At 68.1% G+C, this 23,706-nt stretch carries 19 protein-coding genes; 9 read left to right on the plus strand and 10 right to left on the minus strand.

All coding sequences use genetic code 11. From position 1 onward, the window contains the following. The first annotated feature begins 20 nt into the window (after window positions 1-20). From ASF08_RS17120 to ASF08_RS17135, 4 genes are read left to right on the plus strand one after another with little or no spacing between them, the layout of a single operon-like run. Entirely contained in the window at window positions 21-1,124 is a 1,104-nt protein-coding gene (locus tag ASF08_RS17120; RefSeq protein WP_056147549.1) for an LLM class flavin-dependent oxidoreductase, read from the plus strand. After that, window positions 1,124-2,065, plus strand: coding sequence for an ABC transporter substrate-binding protein (locus tag ASF08_RS17125; protein WP_156629628.1), 942 nt, complete (start codon window positions 1,124-1,126; stop codon window positions 2,063-2,065). Before ASF08_RS17120 ends, ASF08_RS17125 begins: the two co-directional genes overlap by 1 nt. Before the next feature lie 26 nt (window positions 2,066-2,091). After that, window positions 2,092-2,625, plus strand: a complete 534-nt coding sequence (locus tag ASF08_RS17130) for a cupin domain-containing protein (protein ID WP_056147551.1) — start codon at window positions 2,092-2,094, stop codon at window positions 2,623-2,625. Between the two features lie 29 nt (window positions 2,626-2,654). Next, the gene (locus ASF08_RS17135; RefSeq protein WP_056147556.1) at window positions 2,655-3,617 is read left to right on the plus strand and encodes an aliphatic sulfonate ABC transporter substrate-binding protein; all 963 of its coding nucleotides are present in this window, start codon (window positions 2,655-2,657) and stop codon (window positions 3,615-3,617) included. Window positions 3,618-3,689: 72 nt separating this feature from the next. Here ASF08_RS17135 and ASF08_RS17140 read toward each other — a convergent pair whose 3' ends face one another. The 4 genes from ASF08_RS17140 to ASF08_RS17160 form a co-directional block, all read right to left on the minus strand. Further along, on the minus strand, window positions 3,690-5,876 hold the full coding sequence (locus ASF08_RS17140; RefSeq protein ID WP_056147557.1) for a TonB-dependent siderophore receptor: 2,187 nt from the start codon (window positions 5,874-5,876) through the stop codon (window positions 3,690-3,692). Between the two features lie 423 nt (window positions 5,877-6,299). Then, entirely contained in the window at window positions 6,300-7,133 is an 834-nt protein-coding gene (gene fghA, locus ASF08_RS17150) for an S-formylglutathione hydrolase (RefSeq protein ID WP_056147567.1), read from the minus strand. Between the two features lie 193 nt (window positions 7,134-7,326). Continuing rightward, on the minus strand, window positions 7,327-8,463 hold the full coding sequence (locus tag ASF08_RS17155) for an S-(hydroxymethyl)glutathione dehydrogenase/class III alcohol dehydrogenase (RefSeq protein WP_018041895.1): 1,137 nt from the start codon (window positions 8,461-8,463) through the stop codon (window positions 7,327-7,329). A gap of 203 nt (window positions 8,464-8,666) precedes the next feature. After that, window positions 8,667-10,532 carry an ABC transporter ATP-binding protein gene (locus tag ASF08_RS17160; protein WP_056147569.1) on the minus strand — a complete coding sequence of 622 codons (1,866 nt, stop codon included), beginning with the start codon at window positions 10,530-10,532 and terminating at the stop codon, window positions 8,667-8,669. 219 nt (window positions 10,533-10,751) lie between these two features. Here ASF08_RS17160 and ASF08_RS17165 point away from each other — a divergent pair, with 219 nt between their 5' ends. Beyond that, window positions 10,752-11,357, plus strand: coding sequence for a ComEA family DNA-binding protein (locus ASF08_RS17165; protein WP_056147572.1), 606 nt, complete (start codon window positions 10,752-10,754; stop codon window positions 11,355-11,357). A 268-nt stretch (window positions 11,358-11,625) separates the two neighbouring features. After that, window positions 11,626-11,841 carry a hypothetical protein gene (locus ASF08_RS17170; RefSeq protein WP_056147574.1) on the plus strand — a complete coding sequence of 72 codons (216 nt, stop codon included), beginning with the start codon at window positions 11,626-11,628 and terminating at the stop codon, window positions 11,839-11,841. Between the two features lie 181 nt (window positions 11,842-12,022). Here the strand turns inward: ASF08_RS17170 and ASF08_RS17175 are convergent, their stop codons facing one another. After that, window positions 12,023-14,089: a TonB-dependent siderophore receptor gene (locus tag ASF08_RS17175; RefSeq protein ID WP_244474571.1), complete on the minus strand. Its 2,067-nt coding sequence runs from the start codon at window positions 14,087-14,089 to the stop codon at window positions 12,023-12,025. A 747-nt stretch (window positions 14,090-14,836) separates the two neighbouring features. Here ASF08_RS17175 and ASF08_RS17180 point away from each other — a divergent pair. Then, window positions 14,837-17,347, plus strand: coding sequence for a caspase family protein (locus tag ASF08_RS17180; RefSeq protein WP_056147577.1), 2,511 nt, complete (start codon window positions 14,837-14,839; stop codon window positions 17,345-17,347). Window positions 17,348-17,485: 138 nt separating this feature from the next. Here the strand turns inward: ASF08_RS17180 and ASF08_RS17185 are convergent, their stop codons facing one another. The 4 genes from ASF08_RS17185 to cysS all read right to left on the minus strand — a co-directional run bounded on the left by ASF08_RS17185 (window position 17,486) and on the right by cysS (window position 21,179). Beyond that, on the minus strand, window positions 17,486-18,700 hold the full coding sequence (locus ASF08_RS17185) for a type II toxin-antitoxin system HipA family toxin (protein WP_018041890.1): 1,215 nt from the start codon (window positions 18,698-18,700) through the stop codon (window positions 17,486-17,488). Then, on the minus strand, window positions 18,690-19,028 hold the full coding sequence (locus ASF08_RS17190; protein WP_018041889.1) for a helix-turn-helix domain-containing protein: 339 nt from the start codon (window positions 19,026-19,028) through the stop codon (window positions 18,690-18,692). The genes ASF08_RS17185 and ASF08_RS17190 overlap by 11 nt, the downstream gene beginning before the upstream one ends. A 151-nt stretch (window positions 19,029-19,179) precedes the next feature. Further along, entirely contained in the window at window positions 19,180-19,800 is a 621-nt protein-coding gene (locus tag ASF08_RS17195) for a hypothetical protein (RefSeq protein ID WP_018041888.1), read from the minus strand. Further along, window positions 19,797-21,179: a cysteine--tRNA ligase gene (gene cysS / locus ASF08_RS17200; protein WP_056147581.1), complete on the minus strand. Its 1,383-nt coding sequence runs from the start codon at window positions 21,177-21,179 to the stop codon at window positions 19,797-19,799. The genes ASF08_RS17195 and cysS overlap by 4 nt, the downstream gene beginning before the upstream one ends. A 369-nt stretch (window positions 21,180-21,548) precedes the next feature. Between cysS and ASF08_RS17205 the strand changes: the two genes are divergently transcribed. After that, window positions 21,549-21,890 carry a hypothetical protein gene (locus tag ASF08_RS17205; protein WP_018041886.1) on the plus strand — a complete coding sequence of 114 codons (342 nt, stop codon included), beginning with the start codon at window positions 21,549-21,551 and terminating at the stop codon, window positions 21,888-21,890. 67 nt (window positions 21,891-21,957) lie between these two features. On the opposite strand, the gene ASF08_RS17210 is transcribed toward ASF08_RS17205, so the two are convergent. Beyond that, a complete protein-coding gene (locus ASF08_RS17210) occupies window positions 21,958-22,494 on the minus strand; it encodes a CreA family protein (RefSeq protein ID WP_085984238.1) in 537 nt (178 codons plus the stop codon). 151 nt (window positions 22,495-22,645) lie between these two features. Here ASF08_RS17210 and ASF08_RS17215 point away from each other — a divergent pair, with 151 nt between their 5' ends. Continuing rightward, on the plus strand, window positions 22,646-23,656 hold the full coding sequence (locus ASF08_RS17215; RefSeq protein WP_056147583.1) for a DUF2865 domain-containing protein: 1,011 nt from the start codon (window positions 22,646-22,648) through the stop codon (window positions 23,654-23,656). Window positions 23,657-23,706 lie beyond the last annotated feature (50 nt).

Raw genomic sequence — 23,706 nt, forward strand, 5'->3', positions numbered from 1 at the left:
ACACGGACAAGGAGATCGCAATGAGCTTCCTTCCAGCCGACGCCGTCGAGTTCATCGGCTTCGCCGCCCCGCGCTACACCTCCGAGACCCATGCGGCTTCGGGACCGGCCATCGACCGCGACTACCTGCGCCTGCTCGCCCAGGCGCATGAATGGGGCGGGTTCGACCGCATCCTGGTGGCCTTCTACGCGACCCAGCCCGACGCGCTGCTGCTCTCCGCCCAGATCGCGGCGGTGACCGACCGGATCGGCCTGATGATCGCCCATCGCACCGGATTCACCGCGCCGACGGTGGCCGCCCGCCAATTCGCGACCCTCGACCAGTTGACCGGCGGGCGCGTCGCCATCCACGCCATCAGCGGCGGCGACGACCGGGAGCTGGCGCAGGACGGCGACCACCTGACCAAGGACGAGCGCTACGCCCGCACCGACGAGTTCCTCACCATCGCCCGGCAGGTCTGGACCTCCGAGGCGCCGTTCGACTTTACCGGCGCGCATTACCGGATCGACCGGGGCTTCTCCGAGGTGAAGCCGGTGGACCCGCGCGGCATCCCGGTCTTCTTCGGTGGCGCCTCGCCCGCCGCCATCGGCGTCGCAGGCCGCCACGCCGACACCTACGCCCTGTGGGGCGAGAGCCTCGATCAGGTCCGGGAGGCCATCTCCAGGGTGCGAGCGGCAGCTGCCCCCCATGGTCGCGATCCCCGGTTCAGCCTGTCGTTCCGGCCGATCCTGGCGGCGACGGAGGAGGAAGCCTGGGCGAGGGCCGAGGACATCCTGGCGCGCACCCGCGCCACCCGCGCCGCCAGGGGACTTGGGCCGGCGCCCGTGCCCGAGAACGAGGGTTCGCGCCGCCTGCTCGCGGCGGCCTCTCAGGGGTCCAGGCTCGACAAGCGGCTCTACACCGCCATCGCCAGGGAGACGGGCGCCTCGGGCAATTCCACCGCCCTCGTCGGCACGCCCGAGCAGGTGGCCGACGCCCTTCTCGATTACCACGACCTCGGGGTGCGGACCTTCCTGATCCGCGGGTTCGACCCGCTGGAGGACGCCATCGCGTATGGCCGCGACCTGATCCCCGCCTTCAAGCGGCTCCTCGCCCAGCGTGGCGCACGGGCGGAGGCCGCCTGATGCGCGCCCTCATCGCCCTCCTCGCCCTGCTGGCGTTCGGCGGCATCGCCCGCGCCGACGAGACGGTGCTCCGCGTCGGCGACCAGCGCGGCAATGCCCGCGCGCTCATGGAATCGGCCGGCGTCCTCGCCGACCTGCCCTACCGGCTCGAATGGAGCGAGTTTCCCGCCGCCGCTCCTCTCCTCGAAGCCCTCAATGCCGGGGCGATCGATGCCGGCGGCGTCGGCGACGCGCCCTTCACCTTCGCGGCCGCCGCCGGGGTTCCGGTGAAGGCCTTCGTCGCCTTCCGCAACAAGCAGGACGGCCTCGCGATCCTCGTCGCCAAGGATTCGCCGATCAGGAATGTGGCCGACCTGAAGGGCAAGAGCATCGCCACCAATCGCGGCTCCATCGGTCATCAAGTGGTGCTGGCCGCACTCGAAGAGGCGGGCCTGCCGGCCAATGCCGTGACCCTGCGCTTCCTGCCCCCGGCGGATGCCAAGATCGCGCTCGCCAGCGGCAGCGTCGATGCCTGGGCGACCTGGGAGCCCTACACCTCCACGGCGGAGCTCGCCGGCCTCGCCCGTGTCGTGCGCGACGGCAACGGCATCACACCGGGCCTGAGCTTCGCGGTGGCGTCCGACGCCGCGCTGAAGACCAAGCGGGCGCAGCTCGCCGATTTCGGCCGTCGTCTCGTCAAGGCACGGGAATGGGCGCTGAAGGACCCGGCGCCCTACGCGGCGGTCTGGTCGAAGCTCATCGGCCTGCCGGAGACCGTGCCTTTGCGCTGGTTCTCGCGGGCGGAGTATCGGGCGGTGCCCATCGACGACGCGGTGATCGCCGACGAGCAGCGCAACATCGACCTCTATGTCCGTTCCGGGCTGATCCCCGCCGCGCGGGCGCCGCGCGCCGAGCTCATCCTCGATCGGAGCTTCGAACCGGCCGCCGCTGCGGTACGTTGAACCGATTGCCGCCGAGGACCGGACCCATGCACGACCCTTCCGACCACGACCACGCCCATTCCGACGACGCGCACACGCACGACCACGAGGCGGCGCCCGCGACCGAGCGCTGGAAGCATGACGGCGTGCGGGTGATCCCCGGCGACAAGCTCGATTCCAACACCGCCCAGACGCCGGGCATGTTCCGGCAGGCGGCGATCAACCATGCCCGCGTCGGCGCGCAGAAGATCTGGGCCGGCACGGTGGCGATCGCCCCCGACGCCAAGACCGGAGTGCACCATCACGGCGCCCTGGAAAGCGTGATCTACGTGGTCTCCGGCCGCGCCCGCATGCGCTGGGGCGACAAGCTCGAATTCGTGGCCGAGGCCGGCCCCGGCGACTTCATCTTCGTGCCGCCCTACGTGCCGCACCAGGAGATCAACGCCGATCCGGACCAGCCGCTGAACTGCGTCCTGGTGCGCTCCGACAACGAGGCGGTGGTGGTCAACATCACCGATGTGGAACCCGTGGAACGCCCCGAGACGGTCCATTGGGTCGACCCGATCCACAAGCATCCCTGATTCCGCGCCCTAGCGAGAGACGCCGCTCCATGATCCATCGTCGCCACGCGCTGCGCGCCGCCGCCGCGCTGAGTCTTCTCGCCCTCGCTCCGGGACGCGTGCTCGCCGCCGAGCCGAGGACGCTGCGCATCGGCTACCAGAAATCCTCGACGCTGATCGCCCTGCTCAAGCAGGACGGCAGCCTGGAAAAGGCGCTGGAGCCCCTCAAGGTCGGGCTCACCTGGCACGAATTTACCAGCGGCCTGCCGGTGATGGAGGCGCTCAACGCAGGCCAGATCGACCTCTCCGCGGACGTGGCCGACACGGTGCCGATCTTCGCCCAGGCCGCCAATGCGCGGATCACCTATGTGGCGCAGGAGGCTGCCTCCCCCGCCGCGCAGGCCATCGTGGTGGGGGCCGACTCGCCCATCAAGACGGTGGCCGACCTCAAGGGCCGCAAGGTCGCGGTGACGAAGGGCGCCGGCAGCCATTACCTGCTCCTCGCCGCCCTGAAGGCGGAGGGGATTCCGTTCAAGGCGATCACGCCCGCCTACCTCACCCCTGCGGACGGGCGCACGGCGCTGGCCAGCGGCGGGGTCGAGGCCTGGGTCGCCTGGGACCCGTTCCTGTCGGCGGCCGAACTGCAATCGGGCGCCCGTATCCTGAAGGACGGCACCGGCCTGTCGCTCTACAAGCGCTACTACCTCGCATCGGACGACTACGCGGCCAAGCACGGCGACATCCTCGACATCGTCTTCGCCAAGCTGCGCGACACCGGAACCTGGGTGAAGGCCAACCCCGACGAGGCCGCCACCCGCCTCGGCGCCCTGTGGAAGCTCGACCCGGCCATCGTCGCCAAGGCCAATGCCCGCCGCACCTACGTGGTCGAGCCGGTGACCCGCGAGGGGCTCTCCGAACAGCAGACCATCGCGGACGCGTTCCGCGCCGAGGGCCTGCTTCCGCGCGCCGTCGATGCCTCGGCGCTCGGCATCTGGGCGCCGACCAAGTCCTGACCGGCGAACGAAAAATCCCGATGAGCCGGGCTCATCGGGATCGGGGCGTTCCTCAGCGCAGGAGAGACGAACTCACCACTTGTAGGAGACGCTCGCGACGATCTTGCGCTGCGTGCCGTAGAAGCAGGAAAAATCGGTCGAGCAGGACGAGACGAAGCGGCGGTCGCCGACATTCAGGATGTTCACCGCAGCGCGCCAACCGACATAGTCGTAATGAACCGACGCATCGAAAGTGACATACTCGGACACTTTCAATGTATTCGCCACGTCGGCGAAAGATCGCCCGACATAGTTCACGCCGCCACCGAAGCCGAATCCTTTCAAATCGCCGAGCGGGATCGTGTAATCGGCCCAGAGAGAGGCCAGCGTCTCGGGGATACCTACGGGTACCTTGCCGAGTTCATCGGCATTGTCGGTCTTGACGTTCTTGAGATCGTAGATGGTGTAGGACGCAACGAGGTTCAGCCCTTCGGCGAGATTGGCCGTCGCCGAAGCCTCGAAGCCGCGCGACCGCACCGCCCCGATCTGACGACCGGTAAGAGCCGTCGCGGGTGTCGGAACATTCGACCGCTCGAGGTCGAAGGCCGCGACGGTGAAGAAGCTGTTCCAGCCGACCGGCTGGAACTTGGCGCCCACCTCGACCTGCTCGCCACTCTCCGACTTGAACGGCTTCTGCGCCGCATCGAAGCCCGGCGTCGGATTGAATGAAGTGCCGTATGTAACGTAGGGCGCGAACCCATTGTCGAAATTGTAGATCAGACCGAGCCGTCCCGTGAACGCGCTCTCGTTTAGGCTCGGCGTGGAAGCGCCGAAGAGCTTGTCCTGGACGTCGGACCTGACGAAATCCTGACGACCGCCGATGAGGAAGGTCAGCCGCTCCGTGAGCGCGACCTGATCCTGAGCATAGAGGCCGGTCTGCTGCAGCTGCTGGTCCATCACGAGATAAGGCGTCGGCCTCGCACTCGACTGATAGTAGCGCGGAGACAGGACGTTGAGCGATGAGACCGGGAAGGTCGAAGCCTGATTATCCGACAGGCTGTAGCGCTTGTAATCGACGCCCATCAGCAGCGTATGGCCGAAATACCCGTCGTTGAAGCGCGCTTGAGCTTGATTGTCGACCGTGAAGAGCCCGGCGCGCGGCGTCGTCAGGAAGCCGTAACGGGAGAGGTTCGTCTGAGCCGCATTCCCGTAGGCAAAAGGAATGTAGCGCTGGTCTGTCACTTCCAGGAAGGAGAAGCGCAGATTCTGGCGCACGGTCCACACATCGTCGAAGTGATGCTCGAACTCGTAGCCGAGATTGGCCTGGTTCCGGGTGTAACGGTCGATGAGCGGGTCGCTGGCGTTGAGCTTGCGGTCGATGCGGAAGCCCGAGGCGTTGTTGCGCACAGTGCCGGCATAGGGAAGGAACTGGCCGGCCCCGCCGGTCTCGTCGCGCTGGAAGCTCGTCAGCACCGTGAAGGTGGTGGCACCGTCGGGCTTATAGGTGAAGCTCGGCGCGATGTAGTAGCGGTCCTCCGGCGCGAAATTCACCTGGGCGTTGCCGTTCTGGAAACGGCCGGTCAAGCGGTAGAACCAGTGGCCGGACTCGTCCACCGGGCCACCGAGATCGAAGGCGGCGTAGCGCTGGTCGAACGAACCGCCGCCGAGTTCGAGATAGCGCAGGGGCTCGAGAGTCGGACGCTTGGAGACGATGTTGATGAGGCCGCCCACGGGGCTGCCGCCGAACAGGGTGGCGGCGGGGCCGCGCAGCAGCTCGATGCGCTCGGCGCCGAACGGGTCGACGCGGAAATTGGCGAACGATGTCTGGAACAGCTGGAGCCCGTCGCGGAACAGGCCCGTTCCGGTGGCCGAGAAGCCGCGGATCAGGAACCAATCGAGGCGCGTGTCGGGGCCGAACTGGTTGGCGTAGATGCCCGGCGTGTAGCGCACGGCCTCGGACAGGGTCTGGGAGCCCTGCGCCCTGATCTGATCGGCACCGACGACGCTGATCGATTGCGGCGTGCGGATGATCGGCGTGTCGGTCTTGGTGGCCGTGGCGCTGCGGGTGGCGACGTAGCCGTCCACCGGACTGCGGGCGGTCTCGGGCGCGCGACGACCATTCCCGACACCCGTGCCGTTCCCCGCGCCCGACCCTTCGACGCTCAGCGTATCGAGGGTCACGGCCCGTTCCTGCGCCGAACCGGCTCCCGTCAGGGCGAGCACCGTGATCGACACCCCGGCCGCGAGGACGGCGGAACGGGCGAATGGGGACGACGGCATGGACGGCCTGGCTCCGGATGACGGGCAGCAGAACGAGCGCGCGCAAGTGGCGAGACGTGGCCTGCAGTGCTCTTTAGAATTATGATAAACTACTGTAATACAACATGTATTCGCCCTTCCGCCGTAGCTTTCGGCTCAGGCGGTGGCAAGATACCGAACACTCTTCGTCACTCGCCGTTGCTGCTTCGACACAGGCCGCGCAGGTTGCAATGCTTCTTCGCACTCAGCCTGCTGGAGATGCCGGTGGCGGCAACGATGCGGGATCGGGGCGTGAGCCAGCGGATCGAGGGTGTGGACCGGATGAGGGCCGGGGCCCGTTCTCGACGCGACGCTTTGCGTGGCGGAGTGCGGCCTGTTCTGATGACGGCCGACGGAGCCCATCCCGGGCGCGACGGGCCGGGGATGGGGTGACGGGTGAAGACCTTACTTCAGGCGGTCGGCGGCCCAGGCGATGTGGTCGTCCATGAAGGTCGAGATGAAGAAGTAGGAGTGATCGTAGCCCTCGCGCATGTTCAGCGTGAGGGGGATCCCGGCCTTCTTGCAGGCCTCTTCGAGGAGCCAGGGGCGCAGGCCGTCTTCCAAGAAGCTGTCGGCCGTGCCCTGGTCCACGAGGAACTCCGAGAAGCGCTTGCCGTCCTCGATCAGGGCGGTGGCGTCATGCGCGCGCCAGGCCGCCTCGTTGGTCCCGAGATACTTCTCGAAGGCGGGCTTCGACCATCCGGCCGTGGAAGGCTGGGCGATGGGCGCGAAGGCCGAGCAGGACTTGAAACGGTCGGGATAGGTGAGCGCGATGGTCAGCGCGCCATGGCCGCCCATGGAATGGCCGAAGATGCCCTGCCGGGTCATGTCGGCCGGGAAGTTCTCGGCGATGAGGGCGGGGAGCTCCTCGGTGACGTAGCTCCACATCCGGTAATTGGTGGCGTAGGGCGCCTCCGTCGCGTCGACATAGAAGCCGGCGCCCGAGCCGAACTGCCAGTTGCCGGCCTCGTCGGGGATATCCGCGCCGCGCGGGCTGGTATCGGGCGCCACGATGATCACGCCATGCTCGGCGGCGGCGCGGCGGTACTCGCCCTTGTCCATGACGTTGGCATGGGTGCAGGTGAGGCCGGACAGGTACCAGAGCACCGGCACCGGGCCGTTCTCGGCCTGCGGCGGCACGAACACCGCGAAGGTCATGGGACAGCCGGTGGCCTTGGCATCGTGCTTGTAGACGCCCTGCGTGCCGCCATGGGCGCGGGCCTTCGAAATGGTTTCCATGCGGTGATCTCCTGATGGGCGATGGTCGGTGCGGGCTCTTCCCTCCCCCCTCTGCGGGGGAGGGTGGGCCTCGCGTCAGCGAGGGTCGGGAGAGGGGAGCGCCGTATCCAGAGAGGGGGCCCCTCTCCCGCCTGCTCCGCAGGCACCCTCCCCCGCAGAGGGGGGAGGGTCGAGGCGTTTCGTCTAGATGGGATCAGTAAACCACCACCGAACGGATCGACTTGCCCTCGTGCATCAGGTCGAAACCGTGGTTGATGTCTTCGAGTGGCATGGTGTGGGTGATCAGGTCGTCGATGTTGATCTTGCCCTCCATGTACCAGTCGACGATCTTCGGCACGTCGGTGCGGCCCCGCGCCCCGCCGAAGGCCGAGCCCTTCCAGACGCGGCCGGTGACGAGCTGGAACGGACGGGTGGAGATTTCTTTGCCGGCCTCGGCCACGCCGATGACGATCGACTCGCCCCAGCCGCGATGACAGCATTCCAGCGCCTGGCGCATGACGTGGACGTTGCCGGTGCAATCGAACGAGAAGTCCGCGCCGCCGCCGGTGACGTCGAGGATCGCCGAGACCACGTGATCGTTGCCGACCTCCTTCGGGTTGATGAAGTGGGTCATGCCGAATTTGCGGGCCATCTCCTGCTTGTCCGGATTGATGTCGACGCCGATGATCTTGTCGGCACCGACCATCCGGGCGGCCTGGAGAACGTTGAGGCCGATGCCGCCCAGACCGAACACCACGACGTTGGCGCCGGGCCAGACCTTGGCGGTGTAGATCACCGCGCCGATGCCGGTGGTGACGCCGCAGCCGATGTAGCAGATCTTGTCGAAGGGAGCGTCTTCGCGGATCTTGGCGAGCGCGATGGCCGGCAGGACCGTGAAGTTCGAGAAGGTCGAGCAGCCCATGTAGTGGAACAGGGTGTTCGCTCCATTCGGGCTGCCGCCGGTGGAGACGCAGGAGAAGCGAGAGGTGCCGTCCGGCATCACGCCCTGGCCCTGCGTGGAGCGGATCGCCGTGCAGAGGTTGGTGCGCTGCGACAGGCAGGACTTACAGCTGCGGCATTCCGGGGTGTAGAGCGGGATGACGTGATCACCGACCTTCAGGTCCGTGACCCCGGCGCCGAGCTCGCGGACGATGCCCGCGCCCTCGTGGCCGAGGATCGCCGGGAACTTGCCCTCGGAATCGAGGCCCGACAGCGTATAGGCATCGGTGTGGCAGATGCCGGTGGCCATCAACTCGATGAGGACTTCGCCGGCCTTGGGGCCTTCGATGTCGATGGTCTCGATGGTGAGGGGCTTCTTGGCCTCCCACGCGACCGCAGCGCGCGTCTTCATGTCATTATTCTCATGTCTGGACGATCACGGACGGTGTCGAACTGCCGACTCTTCGACTTCGCCTCATCCAGGGGAGGGCAAGCCGAACGGCCCGAAAATCTGTTTCGTGCAATGATGGTTCTGGAGACGAGATGCAACGCCCTCGGGCCGCGCGGGAGGTCGCGTCGCCCCTGTGTTGTCGCGGAAGCATACCCGCCGGCGCCTCAGCGATAGCCGGCGGCCTGCAGTTCGAACAATTCGGCGTAGCGCCCGCCCCTCGCCTGGAGTTCCTCGTGGGTTCCGGCCTCGATGACCTTGCCCCCGTCGAGGACGAGGATGCGGTCGGCCATGCGCACGGTGGAGAAGCGGTGCGAGATCAGCACGCAGCTGCGCCCCCGGCTGAGATCGCGAAAGCGCTGGAACACCTCGAACTCGGCGCGGGCGTCGAGGGCGGCGGTGGGCTCGTCGAGGATCAGGATCTCGGCCTCGCGCATATAGGCCCGGCTGAGCGCGATCTTCTGCCATTGGCCGCCGGAGAGGTCGACACCGTCGGCGAAGCGCTTGCCGAGCGGCTGGTCGTAGCCGAGCGGCAGGCGTTCGATCACGCCGTCGGCGAGGCTGCGCCCGGCGGCACGGGCGATGCGGGCGGCGTCGTCCCGCTCGTCGATGCGCCCGACGGCGACGTTCTCGGCGGCGGTGAAATCGAAGCGCACGAAATCCTGGAAGATCACGCCGATTCGGGTGCGCAGGTCGTCGAGGTCGTAATCGGAGAGCGGTCGGCCATCGAGCAGCACACGGCCCTCGGTGGGGTCGTAGAGCCGGGTCAGGAGCTTGACGATCGTGGTCTTGCCGGCCCCGTTCTCACCTACCAGGGCGAGCACTTCCCCGGCGGCGAGGCGGAAGCTCAGGGACCGGACAGCCCAGGTCTCGGTGCCGGGATAGCGGAAGCCGACCTCCTCGAAGACGATGCCCTCGGTGATCGGCTGCGGGAACGGCACGGGCCGCTCCGGCGAGCGGATCAGCGGCACCACCTCGAAGAACGAGAACAGGTCTTCGAGATACTGCGCCTGCGAGGAGATCTGCGAGAAGCCGAGCAGCAGGCCCTCGATCAGGCCGCGCAGGCGCTGGAACGAGCCGGCGAGGAAGGCGAGATCGCCGATGGAGAAGGCGCCCGCCACCGTCCGCCAGACGATGGTGGCATAGGCCGCGTAGTAGGCGAGCGTGCCCAAGGCCGCGAAGAGGCCGCCCCAACCGGCCCTGCGGATGGCGAGGGAGCGGTTATCGGCCAGGAGCTTGGCGGCCACGATCCGGTAGCGTTCGGCGATATAGGCGTTGAGGCCGAAGAGCTTGACCTCCTTGGCCGATTCCACGCTGGCCCCGAGATAACGCAGATAGTCGATCTGGCGCCGCTCCGGGGTGCGGGTCCAGGCGAGGCGATAGCCCTGCCGGTTGAAGTAGAGCTCGTTGAGGAAGGCCGGGACGAGGGAGCCGGCGAGCAGCAGGATCAGCCAGGGAGCGTAGGCGGCCAGACCGATCCCGAAGGCGACGAGCGTGATGAGATCCTGCCCCTGCCCGAAGAGCTGGAACAGCAGGTTGGAGCGCCCGGTCACCTGCCGGCGGGCGCGCTCCAGCCGGTCCTGCTGGGCGCTGTCCTCGAATTGCTCGAGGTCGAGGGCGGCGGCGTGGCGCATCAGCCGCAGGGTGGCGGCATTGGCGTAGCGGTCCGCGACCAGCCCGTCGGTGAGGGTGCTCAGCCGCCCGAGCAGATCGGACAGGATGGCGAGGCCGAGTTCCACCGCGACGAGGCCGGCGAGACGCCTGAGGGCCGGATCCGCCATCCAGCCGGCGATGCCGGTTCCTGCGGGATGGGGCCGGGCGTGTTCGGCGACGATGGCGTCGAGGATGAGCTTGCCGAGATAGAGCATCAACACCGGCAGGCTCGCCCGCGCGAGACGCAGAGCGACGCTCGCCATCAGCAGGCGCGGGCTCGCGGCATAGACGAGGCGAAACAGCGCCGGCAGGTATCGCAGGGCGCCCATGCGCTCGACGACGAACCGGTTCAGCGAGGCAGCGAGGGAGGCGGTGGACATCGCGGCGGACCATGACCGGAGCGGCCCCGTCCGTCGATGCGTCGTAGAGTGCTCCGTCACCGTCCCCGACGGCGATGCCGCGACCGCCTCATGCGACGCGTGGTTTCAGACGATGCGCTTCGTGACGCAGACGCCTGAGGACATCGGCCAGGACGGCAAGACTTTGGTTTCTCTCCCATGTTAGCGTCCCGCGTGTATTGTGCGCGTGAGGCGGGTTGGATGCTCAGCGGTTCGACTCTTCTACGGGTGGTGGTGCTCTTCGTCGTGGCGGCGGCGCTGGCGGGCCTGGTCCAGGCCTTCTGGCCGCAGGGCAGCGACGATCCGGCGGCGCCGGTGCAGCGCACCGAGCCGACCAAGGTGACTCCGCCACAACCCGCGCCCCCGCCGCCCGAGCGTCGTGCGGAGCCGGCGCCTTCCGCTCCGCAGCCCGCCGCTCCCGCCCCGCAAGCCGTGCTGCCGCCGTCTCCGATCCGGCCGCTGCCGCGGCAAACGCCGCCCGCCCCTCCGGAGGGAGCGAATTCCGCGCTCGACCCGGCCCCCCTCCCCTATGGCGGCCCGGTGACGCCCCTGGCGGAGAGCCCTCCCCTGAACGCGGCCCGGTCCGAGACGCAGCAGGCAAGCGACAATTCGGGTCCGGCGGCGGTCTCCGTGGTGGATCTCAACACCGCCTCGGTGGCGGAACTCAACGGCCTCAAGGGTGGCGGCATGATCGGCCGCGCCATCGCCCAGCGCCGGCCCTATGCCTCGGTGGATCAGCTGCTCTCGAAACGCGTCCTCAGCCGGTCGACCTATGAGCGGATCAAGAACCAGGTGACCGTGCGTTGAGCGATGGAGGCCGGCTTCGTGCTGGCATCGGACGCCGCCGCTTCGTAAGATCGGCGAGAGGGTCGTGGGCGCCAGCCCTGCGATCGACCGAAGAGACAACGAGGCGTCGGGGCCGGATGGGTGAGATGCGTGCCACCACGGCTCGGCGAGGAACGGCCCGGTTCACCGGCATCGCGCGGACCGTTTTCACAAAGCCCGCTCCGCCAGCCACGGGACAAAGCCGCATCCCACGCGCCCGATGCACCGGAAACGCTTGAAAGGACCCGATATGTTGACACAGCCCAGCAACATCACCCTGCGCGACGATCTCGGGGTGACGGAGACCTCCGAGACCGACAACGTGGTGCGGTGGGACGGCGAACGGCTCTATGTGGAGCACGACATCTATCACAACGGCCAGCTCGTCCATAAAAAGTACCGCAAGAACGTCACCGAACCCGTGGCGAAGGCACTCCAGGCGCTGATCAATCGCGCCAAGCAATAGCGTGGCGGCGTCCGTCAGGCCCCACTGCCACAGGAGACCGACGCGCCACAGGCGGGATCGGCCCTGCCGGGTCCGGTAGGAGGGCCGCCGAATCAGTCGACGATGTCGGCCGCCGGGGCGCGTCGCATCCCGCAACCGGCCGGGCGCGAGGTGTGACTAGCAGCAGGCCGCGAGCCTCGCCTCAGTAGCGGGCCGTCACGCTGGCGAGGACGGTGAGCGGTGCGCCGGGGAGATTGTTGAACTGATTGAAGGGCTGCTCGATGTAGCGGCGATCCGTGAGGTTGCGGCCGTTCACGGCGAAACGCCATATCGGGTCGATCTCGTAGAACAATGTCGCGTCGAGGCGCGCATAGGCACCGACCTTGTAGCTGTTGGCGATGTCGCCGAAGCGCTCGCCCACATAGGTGACGCCGCCGCCGAAGCCCCAGCCCCGCATCGGGCCGCTCTGGAACTGGTAGGTGGACCACAGGCTGGTGCTGAAGGTCGGGGCGGCCGGGAGCCGGTTGCCGATGGCGACCGTCCTATCCTGCGTCACCCGCGCATCGAGGTAACCGATACCGCCGATGATCCTCCATCCGGGCAGGATCTCACCCGCAATGTCGGCCTCGACGCCCTGCGAACGCTGCTCGCCGGTGATGATGGAGAAGCGGCTGTCGGAGGGGTCGGTCGCGGCCACGTTCGCCCGAACGATCCGGAAGGCGGCGGCGCTCAGGGTGAGGCGATCGGGGATCAGGTCGACGCGCGTGCCGATCTCGACCTGCTCGCCGGTCTCCGGCGCCGGCGTCAGGCCACTGATCACATTGGCGGTCTGGGGCGTGAAGGAGGTCGTGTAGCTTCCGTAGACGGTGAGCGGCTCGATCGGCCGCCAGACCAGGCCGACGCGCGGCGAGGTTCCGGTGACGTCCCGCGTGGGTGGGACGGTGTTGTTGGTGAGGGTGCGCTGGAAATAGAACTGGTTGGCCGTATCCACGCGGACGCCGAGGACGAGTTGCAGCCCCTGGGCCAGCTCGATCTGGTCCTGCATGTAGGTGCCGACCATGAACAGCTTCTGCCGCAGGTCGCTCTGCAGGGCGAGCGTTCCGATCTGCGGTATCGATCCCCGGATCGGATTGAGGAAGGAGACCGGGCTGGCCGTGCCCTGCTGCGCATAGGGATGCCGGTACCCATCGACGATTTCGACGCCCAACAGGGCCGTGTGGCGGAAGCCGAACAGATCGAAGCGGGCGACGGCTTCCGTCTGGCTGTCGATCGAGTTGTAGATGGACTCGATCTCGGACAGACGCCGCGTCAGCGACGCCCCGCTCGCGCTCACCCCGGTGGCGCGGGTGGCGAACACGTCGAACTGGCCCCATTGACCGTTGATCACCTGCCGCAGGGTCAGGCTTTCGTTGACGTCATGCTCGGCCCGCAGGGTGATGGAGTTCGACTCGCCGTAATACCGGGACCAGGACTCGCCATAGTAACGGCGGATGTTGTCCAGGGGCACCCGACCCTGGAAAGCCGTGAGACCTTCGTCATACTGGCTGTGCTGGCGCGAGAACTCGGCATTCAGGGAGATCCGCGTCGAAGCATCGGGCGTCCACAACAAGGACGGCGCGAAGAAATGGCGCGAATTGGAAGGGCCGCCGAAATCCCGGAAGGTGGGGTCGTCCTGCGTGGCGAAGCTGAAGCGGGCGGCGAGCCCTTCCGTCCCCGGGACCGCTCCCGTCACCGAGCCCTGAAGCCGCCGGAAGGCGTAAGACCCGCCCTGCAGGGTGAGGTCCGCGGAGGGCGTGAGCAGGGGCTGGCGCGTGACGATGTTGATCAGGCCACCGGGATCGCCCCTGCCATAGAGGACGGAGGTGGGGCCCTTGAGCACTTCCACGCGCTCGACATTGGCGAGGTCGCGCTGTGTCGGTTGGAAGGTGTTGGCCGGGTTCAGCAGCACGCCGTCGATCGCGTAGGTCTGCGTGTTGAAGCCACGCAGCACATAGGTGTCGGACCGGCCCTGGATGGTGCCGGCGGGCTGGACATTGCTCACATTGGTGAGCGCATCGGTCAGGCGGACGTCCTGTTGATCGACGAGCACGTCACGGGGAACCACTTGGACCGATTGCGGAGAGTCGCGCAGGGCCGTGTCCGTCCGGGTCGAGGTCGCGGAACGGCTCGCCCGGTAGCCGGTGACGGGGCCGTTCGCCCGTTCGCCGCTGCCGATCACCGACAGCTCCGACAGGACCACCGCGCTCTCGGCCGGAAGCGTCTGGGCCATCGCGCCGGAGAACGGCCCGACACCGACCGCCAGAATGGCGGCTATATTCAGGACGACGAGCGGACGCAGCATTGTGCTGCGATATAACTCAACTGCTAGTTTGCTCATTGTGTCGTCGTCTCAAGTCTCGGCACGTCATTGCCGGCATCGAGAGCTGTTGAAGGACAACTCACTCCGCAACAAGCACGCTTCACGCGACACGGGCGGGCGCAACTCGGTTCATACAGCCCTGTTGCAATTCGATGACGCTCTAGAAAAGCTCCAAACTATTTCTGATCAAGACATAAAAAAGACGATCCATAGTATAATAGCCCATCTATTGCCGAACACTATCACCCTGCGGGACGATCCTGGGGTGACGGAGACCTCCGGGACCGACAATGTGGTGCGGTGGGACAATGAGCGGCCCCATGTGGAGCACGACATCCATCACGACGGCCAACTCGTCCCCGAGAGGGCCCGCGGGAACGTCGCCGAGACCGAGGCGAAAGCGCTCCGCGAGCGGATCAATCGCGCCAAGCCATGGCGCACACGAACCGCGGCTCCTCGGTCACCGGCCCGGCGGACAGGCGCAGGCATGCGCCGGGATCGGGGCCGCTCCAAGCGAGGATTTGGTAAGCCCGATTCCGGGCATCCCTGGACGCGTGCTCAATTCTCCACGATGGTGCGACCGCTCGCGCTCAGGTCGTCCGCGATGCTCCGTAGGGTGTCCGTCGACGCTGCCTACGGTGACGGAGGTTCCCGGCGATGGTCCTGTCTCGATGTGTCGCCGTCTTCGCGGCCCTGTTCGCCGCCCTGCTGATATCCGTTCCGGCGACCGCGCAGCAGGCCGAGAAGCGCATCGCCCTCGTGGTCGGAAACGGCGCCTATGAGGGGGCGCCCATCGCCACCGCCGCCAACGATGCCGGCCTCATCGCGCAGACGCTGCAGGCGGCGGGCTTCGACGTGGTGGGGGCGCGCGACCTCGACGAGGATGCCCTGCGCAAGGCCTTGCGCGACTTCCTCGACAAGGCAGCGGCCTCGGGGCCGGACACGGTGGCCTTCGTCTATCTCGCCGGATACGGGCTGCAACTCGAGGGCGAGACCTTCTTCGCCCCGGCGGATGCCCGCATCGCCACCGCCGTCGATGTTCCCGTCTCGGCCCTGCGCGTGTCGGACTACATCAAGCGCCTCTCCACCGTCCCCTTGAAGGCCCGGTTCGTGGTGCTCGACGCGGCCCGCGCCAACCCGTTCGTGAAGACGGGCGACCCGCTCGCCGGCGGTCTCGCCCTGGTGGAGGCCGAACCCGGCAGCCTCATCGCCTACAACGCGGCGCCCGGCACCGTGGCGCCGCCCGAGACGGGGGCGTATGGCGCCTATGCGCAGGCCCTGGTGGAGATGATCCGCGAGGGCGGTCTCCAGCCGGCGGCGTTGTTCGACCGGGTGCGCCTGCGGGTGAGCGAGACCACCGGGGGCGCGGCCATGCCCTGGGACGATTCCAAGATCGAGGTGCCGTTCGTGTTCTTCGAGCGCAACGCCGACGCGCCCGCCCCGGCGCAGGCCGAGCAGATCGCGACTTTGCGCGACCGCCCCTTGCGCGAGATCGGTGCGCGGGACGCCTATTCGGTGGCGGTCGAGCGCGACACGTTGCAGGGGTACCAGGATTTCCTCGGGGCCTATCCCGATGACCCGATGGCCAAGCGCGTGCGCGCCATCGTGGCCGCCCGGCGCGAGGCGACGACCTGGCGCCGCGCCCTGTCGTCCGGCACGCAGGACGCCTACTGGTCCTACCTTTCGCGCTACCCGCGCGGACCGCACGCGGCGGATGCGCGCCGTCGCCTCGCCCGCCTCTCCGCCCCGCCGCGACCGCCCGAGGCCTTCACGGCGCTCTCCTTCGACCTGCCCCCGCCGCCGCCGGAGGAGGAGAGCTATTTCGACAGGCAGGTCGTCGCCTTCGACGACCCGGCCTATGCCCTGCCCCCGCCGCCCCCCGGCGTGCTGGCACCCCGCCCCGCCTATATCGTGGACATCGCGGCGCCGCCGCCCGAGGACGAGTCGTTCGCCCTCCCCGTCCCCCTCTTCGAGCCGGTTCCGGCCTATGTGAGCGCGCCCGCCTATATCGTCGCGCCGCCGGACAACGTCATCTACCAGAACATCCACAACAGGGTGGTGATCAACGAGATCAACCGGCGCGTCATCGAGCGGCCGCGCGGACCTTCGGCGGCGGCCCTCATAGGCGGTGCCGCCGGTCTCGGAGCGGCGGCTCTCGCCCCTCGGGTGGCGCTGCCGCCCTCCCTGTCGCACCGCGCCGACCGTCACGACGCCGGTCACAACGCCGACGGCCCTCGCCGCGACCGCCCCACCCTGCCGCCGGGTGCCCGCGACGAAAGACCGAACGGTCCCCGCATCGGCCGCCCGCTCCCCGCGGTGGGCGCCCCAGACCCGAAAGCTTTGCCCGAGCTGAGGCCGGTGGCGAACACGCGCCCATCCGGTGACGTCGGCGGACCGCCCGACCGCGTGCGCCCGGGGGACGGCAAGACCGGGCCCGACCGCAAAGCCGCCATCGACCGTCGTCCCCCGCCCGATGCGGCGAACCCCGCCGGACCCGGAGCCGGACGCGGCAACGCCGATCCCGCCGACCGGGCGGCCTTGCGCCGGGAGCGGATCGAGCGCCGGGAGGCGGCCCGCGCCGCCGCCAAAGCCGAACGACCGCAGCTGCGTCCCGCCCTCGACCAGCCGCAAAGCGACCGCGCCCGCGAGGGGCGTCCGGGCCATGATCGAGTGGCCCGGCCGGGATTCGAGCCGAACGGCCCCGAGCGCGCCAGACGGGAGCCGGCCAATCTCAATCGCGAAGCGGCTGGCCAGCCGCCGCGACGCGGCCCGGATTCCGATGCCCTGCAGCGCCAGCAGCAGAGGCTTCAGATCCAGGAGGCCCGCCAGCAACAGCGGATGCAGATGGAGCAGCAACAGGCCGCCCGGCGCCAGCAGGGGCAGGTCCAGCAGCAGCAGATGATGCAGCGCCAGCAGATCCAGGAGAACCGCCAGCAACAGCGCATGCAGATGGAGCAGCAGCAACAGGCCCAGCGCCAGCAGATGCAGCAGCAGCAACAGATGATGCAACGTCAGCAGATGCAGGCCCAGCAACACCAGCAACAGGCCGCCCAGCGGCAACAGATGATGCAGCAACAGCAGCAGCAACAGGCGGCCCAGCGCCAGCAGAGGCAGGCTCCGCCTTCGGGCGGGAACCCGAACTGCCATCCGGGCCGGCCCTGTCGCTGAGGCGGCTTATCCCGGGAACGGGAGGATGAGCCCGGACCTCGGTGTCGGGCCTCGCTGAGATCGCCTTGCATCGAGCGGCGCCGATCCCGGCCGATGGTCGTCCTCAGCGCGTTCGGCGGAATCCCGCCACGCCCGAGGTCAGTCGAGGTCTTTCGAGAATGCGCGCGCGAGGCGCTCGACCGTTGCATCGTCGACGCCATCGGCGACGAAGTCGGTACGCCAGGAGCGCATGCGGATGGCGAGGGTGGCGACGATGTCTCGGGCCTCGTCCCGCGAGAGGTCGAAATCCTCGACCCGTGTCAGGCAGTTGCCGGTGGTCGGGTAGCTCCCGGATCGACCGACGCCGATGGCTTGCTGGGGATCCATATCCGGTTGGGGGACCACGTCGAAGGCCGGGGACAACCGCCACCCGTCGCCGCATCGGAGGAAGGCGTGGTTCTTGAGGTGATCGTCCCGGTTGCCGCACAGGACGTTGAACACCATGCGGCGGAACAGTTCATGGCGGTCGGACACGTGACGCGCGCCGTGCCGGAGGAGGAACATGGCGAGGTCGGGGTAGGAACCGAAATCGGAGGTTTCATCCAATCCGAGAGCGGTCAATCCGCTCATGTAGTGGCATGTCGGGTGGTAGGGGGCCGCATCGCGGTCGAAGCGCTTCACCAGGACGACCTTGCGAGGCCCGACCGCGAGAACCCGGGTTTCGGCGGCGTCGATCCCGCAACGGAATGCCATACGCATCGTCGCGTGCTCCGCGCCGCATTGGTCGTAGGTGTCGTCCCGCCTTTGGAACTTGGCGATCCATAAGGCACCCTCGTAGTCGATGACGGCCTTCGGTCGGGCGCCGCCCATGCTCATGCCCGCCGTCCAGAGGCGGGCCGCCAGCCCTTCGACCGCCTCGCCTCGTTCGAGACGCTCGAACCCGTCCGCGATGCCGTCGAGATCGGCCGTGGCCGCGTAGCTCGGACGCGGTGACGGGGGAGCCGGGGTTTCGGAGAAGGCGAGGCAGCCGACGCGCTCGTCTCCGGGGGCGAGCAACCAGTCAGACGGCATCATCGGCGGAGAATCGTGAGGCCGACGATGTTCGACGAGCCGTCGCCCCCAACGGTCCGGCGTGGCATCCGCCAGGACGCCCGGAAGTCGGCCACGGATGGTGCTCCTGAATGGCCCCGGCTGAAGCGGCAAGTGTTCCGGGTCCAGGGCGAAAGCCCGGCCATGATTGTTCTTCAGCCAGGACCCGACATAGGCGAATTCGCCATAGGACCGACCGGCCGCCGGCATGACGAGCCGGTAACGGCCGACGAGGTCCGTGGCCCCGTCCTCGCGGCGGACATGGACATAGACGTCAGAGGTCATCGAGATTCAGTTCGCGCGGGCGGCGCACGCGGCTGGGAAGGCGGCTGGTTTCGATGGAAGCGGCCAAGTGGTCGTTCTCGGGGCTGACCGCGCGCCGGACGGCCGGGAACAGGCCGAGGGTCCAGACGGCCCTGGCGAAGACGCCGAGCGACACCGAAGGATCGCCTTTCTCGAGCTTGCGCAAGGTCGGGAGGGAGACCCCCACGCGGGACGCGAGGTCGGATGCGGGCTGACGTCGGCGCAATCGCGCGACCCTTATGGCCTGCCCGATCTCGCGAAGACCCTCCGAAACCTCGAAGGGCGCATGTGCCGAGCGTTCGTTCGTCATGCCGCCATCCTTGCATCTCAGGCGGCTTAGATGAAAGTATGTTTTCTATCTTGGGTCGGTTTTCCTGCGGAAGGGGGATCTGGCGTCTCTCTCGACGGGGAACGAACCGGCATAGGTCCATGCCGCCAGGCTAGGGCGGGGAGACGGTCGGTCAAGTTCGGATCGGTGGCATCGGCTGCGGCAACGTCCGTAGGTCGCCGGGCTGGCTCGGGTCGATCTCACCGACGAGGGCCGGCTTCATGTCATAGAGACCGGAAATGGCTTCGAGGGCGGCGATCGCGTCCTGATTGATGCCCCAGCGCGTCACCGTCGCCACGAAGGCGCGCGTCGTCATCAGCGTCACGGGGAACTCCACGTCGAGGAAGAGGGTCGCGACCTTCCGATCTTCGTAGAGCACGACCGCCGAACTCGCCTCGGTCGGGTGCCAATGCGCCACGAACTCGCGCAGAGCCTGCTCGCCGGAATCACGCAGGGCTGACTTGAGCAAGGCATCCCCCGCTGGAGTCCGCGGCCGGGCGCGCAGGGCCGCGACACCGATGCCGACCACGGTCTCGACCCGGAGCGCGGCTTCGCCGAGGCCATCGATCCAGGCGGCGATCTCGGCAGCAAAGGGCTTGGAGAGATCACCGACCACCTCTTCCTCGACCCGGTCCACCAGTACGATGCGCCGGTTGAGACCGCGCAGCGTATCGAGGATGCCCGCTGCGGCGAGTCGGATCAGAGGCCCCGCATCGGCCACGACGATCGGCTGGCGGTCCGAGGGGGCGATCATGGCGACACCGTCCAGGTGGTCGTGCCGTCCTTGTTGTCCTTCACGGTGACGCCCATGGCGGCGAGGGCGTCGCGGGCGCGGTCGGAGGCGGGCCAGTCCTTGGCGGCGCGCGCGGCACGGCGGGCCTCGATCGCGGCTTCCACCGCCGCCACGTCGACGCCGGCGGCGGCGATGGCACTGTCCGCCCGCGCCGACTGCGTCCGCCCGAGGAGGCCGAGGAGGCCCGCCCCGGCCTTCAGCGTCGCCGGGTCGTCGAGGCGGTGCAACTCGGCGAGGGCGGCGGCGGTGTTGAGATCGTCGAGGAGCGGCTCCACCACCGAGGCCGGCACCTCGGCACCGGCGGCCACGTCGCCCACGATGCCGTACCAGCGGTCGATCATCTTCGCCGCCTCCTCCAGCCCACGTACCGTCCAGTCGATGGGCTGGCGGTAATGCGTCTTCAGCATGGCGAGGCGCACGACCTCTCCGGGCCAATCCTTCAGCACCTCGCGCAGGGTGATGAAGTTGCCCAGCGATTTGGACATCTTCTGCCCCTCCACCTGGAGGAAGCCGTTATGGAGCCAGACATGGGCCATGACGTCGGTGGCAAAGCAGCAGCGGGACTGGGCCACCTCGTTCTCGTGATGGGGGAAGATGAGGTCGATGCCGCCGGCATGGATGTCGAAGGTCTTGCCCAGATGCTTCCATGACATGGCCGAGCACTCGATGTGCCAGCCCGGCCGCCCCGGCGCGGCGATACCGGCCGGCGACGGCCATGACGGCTCGCCGGGCTTGGAGGGCTTCCACAGGACGAAGTCGAGGGGCGAGCGCTTGTAGGGGGCGACCTCGACGCGGGCGCCGGCTTCCATCTCGTCGAGGGGCCGCTTCGAGAGCGCGCCATAATCGGGCATCGAAGGCACGTCGAACAGCACATGGCCTTCCGCCACATAGGCATGGCCCGATGCCACGAGCCCGTCGATGATCGTGTGCATCTCGGCGATGTGGTCGGTGGCGCGGGGCTCGACGAAGCGCGGGCGCTCGCCCGCCACGTTCACGTCCTCGGCCATCAGCACGCCGAGGTCGCGGATGTCGCCGTGGAAGGCGGCGAGCGTCCCGTCGGTGAGTTCGCGGATGGTGATGCCGCGCTCGGCCGCGCGGGCGTTGATCTTGTCGTCCACGTCCGTGACGTTGCGGGCATAGGTGACATGCGCCTCGCCGTAGAGATGGCGCAGCAGCCGGAACAGCAGGTCGAACACGATGATCGGCCGGGCATTGCCGATATGGGCGGCGTCGTAGACCGTCGGCCCGCAGGCATACATCCGCACATGCGTCGGATTGATCGGCACGAAGGGCGCCTTCTCGCGGGTCAGCGTGTTGTAGAGCCGCAACATCGGCGCCATGAAACCGTCTTTCGTAACCCTGGGACGCGACCGCTCCGCCGCCTGCGGATGCCGCCTGTCCCCATGCCCTAAATCCCGAGAACCGATCAACTTTTACGAGTCGCGAGGCATGCGCCCCGCAACCGCGATGACCGGATCGGCCGGACGCCAAGCACCCTACGTGTTGCACGGAGGCGACGGACCCTGCCGACCAACTGGGCTACCCCAAAACGGTGATGAATTCGAGAACGACGCCGGGAGAGGTTCGGTCAAGGTCGCGACGATCCGGAAAGGATTTGTTTACCGACGAGGCCGAGATTTTCCCAAACGCGAATCCTCCCATCCTGTGAATCCAGCCTTTCGCGGATCCCGTCATCAAGGTCACTGCCCATGCGACGCTCGGCTGCCGGTCTCGGCGCTCTCTGCGCCCTCGCGCTCATTTCCTCCGCCGCCCTGGCCGTCGATGACGGCGAGAAGCCCGCCCGCGCGCCGGCACAGGTAGAGAAGACGTTCCTGATTCCCGCCGGCGAAGGCTACGGCGTCGGCGAATGCCTGGTGGCGGGCAGCGGCTCCTGCGGGCAGGTGGTGGCCGATGCCTGGTGCGAGGCGCAAGGCTTCGCCGTCGCCGGCTCCTTCGGCCTGGCCGCTCCCGAGGACTATACCGGCGCGATCGACCAGCCGCCCGCGCCGAAGCCCGTCGAGCCGCCGATCCGCATCACCTGCAAGGACTGATCCGCAGGACTCACACCCGCTCGTTCGAGGCGGCCCGGCCCGATGCCGGCGCCGCCCCCGGGCCGGATCAGCCCTTGAAGAAATCGCCGCAGCGGGGCGGCGCCTCGGCGGTGCCCCACGGCATCAGCGGCACCGCCGTGGTGGAGTTCTTGGGCGAGCCCTGGATCACCTTGTCCGAATAGACCATGTAGATCAGCGTGTTGCGCTTGGCGTCGCAACCGCGGACGATCTGCATCGACTTAAAGATCAGCGACCGCCGCTCGCTGAACACGACGTCGCCCTGCTTGAGCTTGTCCTTCGGATTCTTGAACGATACCGGGCCGACCTGCCGGCAGGCGAGGGAGATGTCGGAGACGTCCTCGGCGAGGCCGAGCGTGCCCTTGATTCCCCCCTTCTCGGGCTGCGTGTACCAGCAGGCGATGCCGGAGACCTCCGGGTCGTCGATGCCGTAGACCACCAGCTTGTCGTTGGGGGTGAGCGGACGCCACACCGTGGATTTGTCGAAGATCCGGTCCGTGTCGTCGGCGCGGACCGCCGTCCCGCCCATCACCAACGCCGCCAATCCGGCCGCCACCGCGCGGCTTGTGAGACTCCGAAGACACATCATCACATCATTCCCCTCAAGTTTGCCGATGGGCATGTGGGAACACTGTCGCGCTCTGGCGAGGGCGGTTAGACACCCTTTGCAAAGGCGTTCTTCCGTACCCTGCCCGAGGGCCGGAACCGCCCAGCTTCACACCCGTTTCTGACAGGTCATGCCGCTGATCCCTCCACAGATCCGCAAGCTCGTCGCAACGCTCGGCGCCGCCATGGCCGCCATCGCGTTCGGGACAGCCGTCCAGGCGCAGGCACCCAACGCCCAGTGCCAGCGATACCGCTTCGAACTCGCGAATCTCAGCGACGGCGCCAACACCGCCCGCGCCCTGCAGAACGAGATCGGCCGGCTGGAGGCCTATTACCGGACCCTGAGCTGCGAAGGCGGCAAGTTCCTGTTCTTCGATTCGCGCCCGCCGCAATGCGGCGCGGTGGAGCAGCGTATCCGGGCGCTCCAGGCCGGCTACGGCGCCGAGAACGGCGAGGTCACCGCCGCCCGGCGGCGCCAGCTCACGGCCGCCATCGCCTCCTCCTGCGCCGAGACCGGTCCGAAGATCGTCGAGGGCGTGGTCGGCGAGCAGCGCGGGCGGGGCGGGCCGCAGGTGGTCTGCGTCCGGACCTGCGACGGCGCCTATTTCCCCATGAACAATTTGCCCGATGGTCGCGAGGGGGCCAACGAGCTGTGTCAGGCCCTGTGCCCCGGCACGGAGGCGGTGGCCTATTCGATGCCCAATGGCGATGACGGGCTGAAACAGGCCGCATCGATCAAGGGCAGCCGGGCCTACGTGTCGCTCGCCAACGCCTTCAAGTTCCAGAAGAGCTTCACGCCGGACTGCTCGTGTAAGAAGGCGAACCAGACCTGGGCCCAGTCCCTGGTGAAGGCCGAGAGCATGCTCGTCCGGCACAAGGGCGACATCTTCGTGACACCGATGCAGGCGGAAGCCATGTCGCGGCCGAAGGTGCGCGTCACCCTCGCGGGCCGTGCGGACAAGACCGTGGCGGCCATCGCCGCCGATGCGGCGACCCGGAACGGGGCCATCCTGTCCGATGGGGGCGTGGTTCGCGACGGGGCGACCACGGAAGCGTCCACCACCGGCCGCGACGAGCGCGCGGCCATCCGCATCATCGCGCCGAGCATGATCGCGGTCCCGGCTCGCGCCGCCGCGCCCTAGCGGACATTCACGGCGGGCGAGGGAAATCGTCGGTCCCGCCGCGATGTCAC

The organism is Methylobacterium sp. Leaf85, assembly GCF_001422125.1.
Lineage (GTDB): Bacteria > Pseudomonadota > Alphaproteobacteria > Rhizobiales > Beijerinckiaceae > Methylobacterium > Methylobacterium bullatum.

Coding starts and splice junctions, on each gene's coding strand:
- ASF08_RS17215 (WP_056147583.1), top strand. CDS start 22,646: ATGCCGCTGATCCCTCCACAGATCCGCAAGCTCGTCGCAACGCTCGGC.
- fghA (WP_056147567.1), bottom strand. CDS start 7,133: ATGGAAACCATTTCGAAGGCCCGCGCCCATGGCGGCACGCAGGGCGTC.
- ASF08_RS17155 (WP_018041895.1), bottom strand. CDS start 8,463: ATGAAGACGCGCGCTGCGGTCGCGTGGGAGGCCAAGAAGCCCCTCACC.
- ASF08_RS17170 (WP_056147574.1), top strand. CDS start 11,626: ATGTTGACACAGCCCAGCAACATCACCCTGCGCGACGATCTCGGGGTG.
- cysS (WP_056147581.1), bottom strand. CDS start 21,179: ATGGCGCCGATGTTGCGGCTCTACAACACGCTGACCCGCGAGAAGGCG.
- ASF08_RS17185 (WP_018041890.1), bottom strand. CDS start 18,700: ATGACCTCTGACGTCTATGTCCATGTCCGCCGCGAGGACGGGGCCACG.
- ASF08_RS17160 (WP_056147569.1), bottom strand. CDS start 10,532: ATGTCCACCGCCTCCCTCGCTGCCTCGCTGAACCGGTTCGTCGTCGAG.
- ASF08_RS17135 (WP_056147556.1), top strand. CDS start 2,655: ATGATCCATCGTCGCCACGCGCTGCGCGCCGCCGCCGCGCTGAGTCTT.
- ASF08_RS17210 (WP_085984238.1), bottom strand. CDS start 22,494: ATGTGTCTTCGGAGTCTCACAAGCCGCGCGGTGGCGGCCGGATTGGCG.
- ASF08_RS17140 (WP_056147557.1), bottom strand. CDS start 5,876: ATGCCGTCGTCCCCATTCGCCCGTTCCGCCGTCCTCGCGGCCGGGGTG.
- ASF08_RS17195 (WP_018041888.1), bottom strand. CDS start 19,800: ATGATCGCCCCCTCGGACCGCCAGCCGATCGTCGTGGCCGATGCGGGG.
- ASF08_RS17205 (WP_018041886.1), top strand. CDS start 21,549: ATGCGACGCTCGGCTGCCGGTCTCGGCGCTCTCTGCGCCCTCGCGCTC.
- ASF08_RS17175 (WP_244474571.1), bottom strand. CDS start 14,089: ATGGCCCAGACGCTTCCGGCCGAGAGCGCGGTGGTCCTGTCGGAGCTG.
- ASF08_RS17180 (WP_056147577.1), top strand. CDS start 14,837: ATGGTCCTGTCTCGATGTGTCGCCGTCTTCGCGGCCCTGTTCGCCGCC.
- ASF08_RS17120 (WP_056147549.1), top strand. CDS start 21: ATGAGCTTCCTTCCAGCCGACGCCGTCGAGTTCATCGGCTTCGCCGCC.
- ASF08_RS17165 (WP_056147572.1), top strand. CDS start 10,752: ATGCTCAGCGGTTCGACTCTTCTACGGGTGGTGGTGCTCTTCGTCGTG.
- ASF08_RS17190 (WP_018041889.1), bottom strand. CDS start 19,028: ATGACGAACGAACGCTCGGCACATGCGCCCTTCGAGGTTTCGGAGGGT.
- ASF08_RS17125 (WP_156629628.1), top strand. CDS start 1,124: ATGCGCGCCCTCATCGCCCTCCTCGCCCTGCTGGCGTTCGGCGGCATC.
- ASF08_RS17130 (WP_056147551.1), top strand. CDS start 2,092: ATGCACGACCCTTCCGACCACGACCACGCCCATTCCGACGACGCGCAC.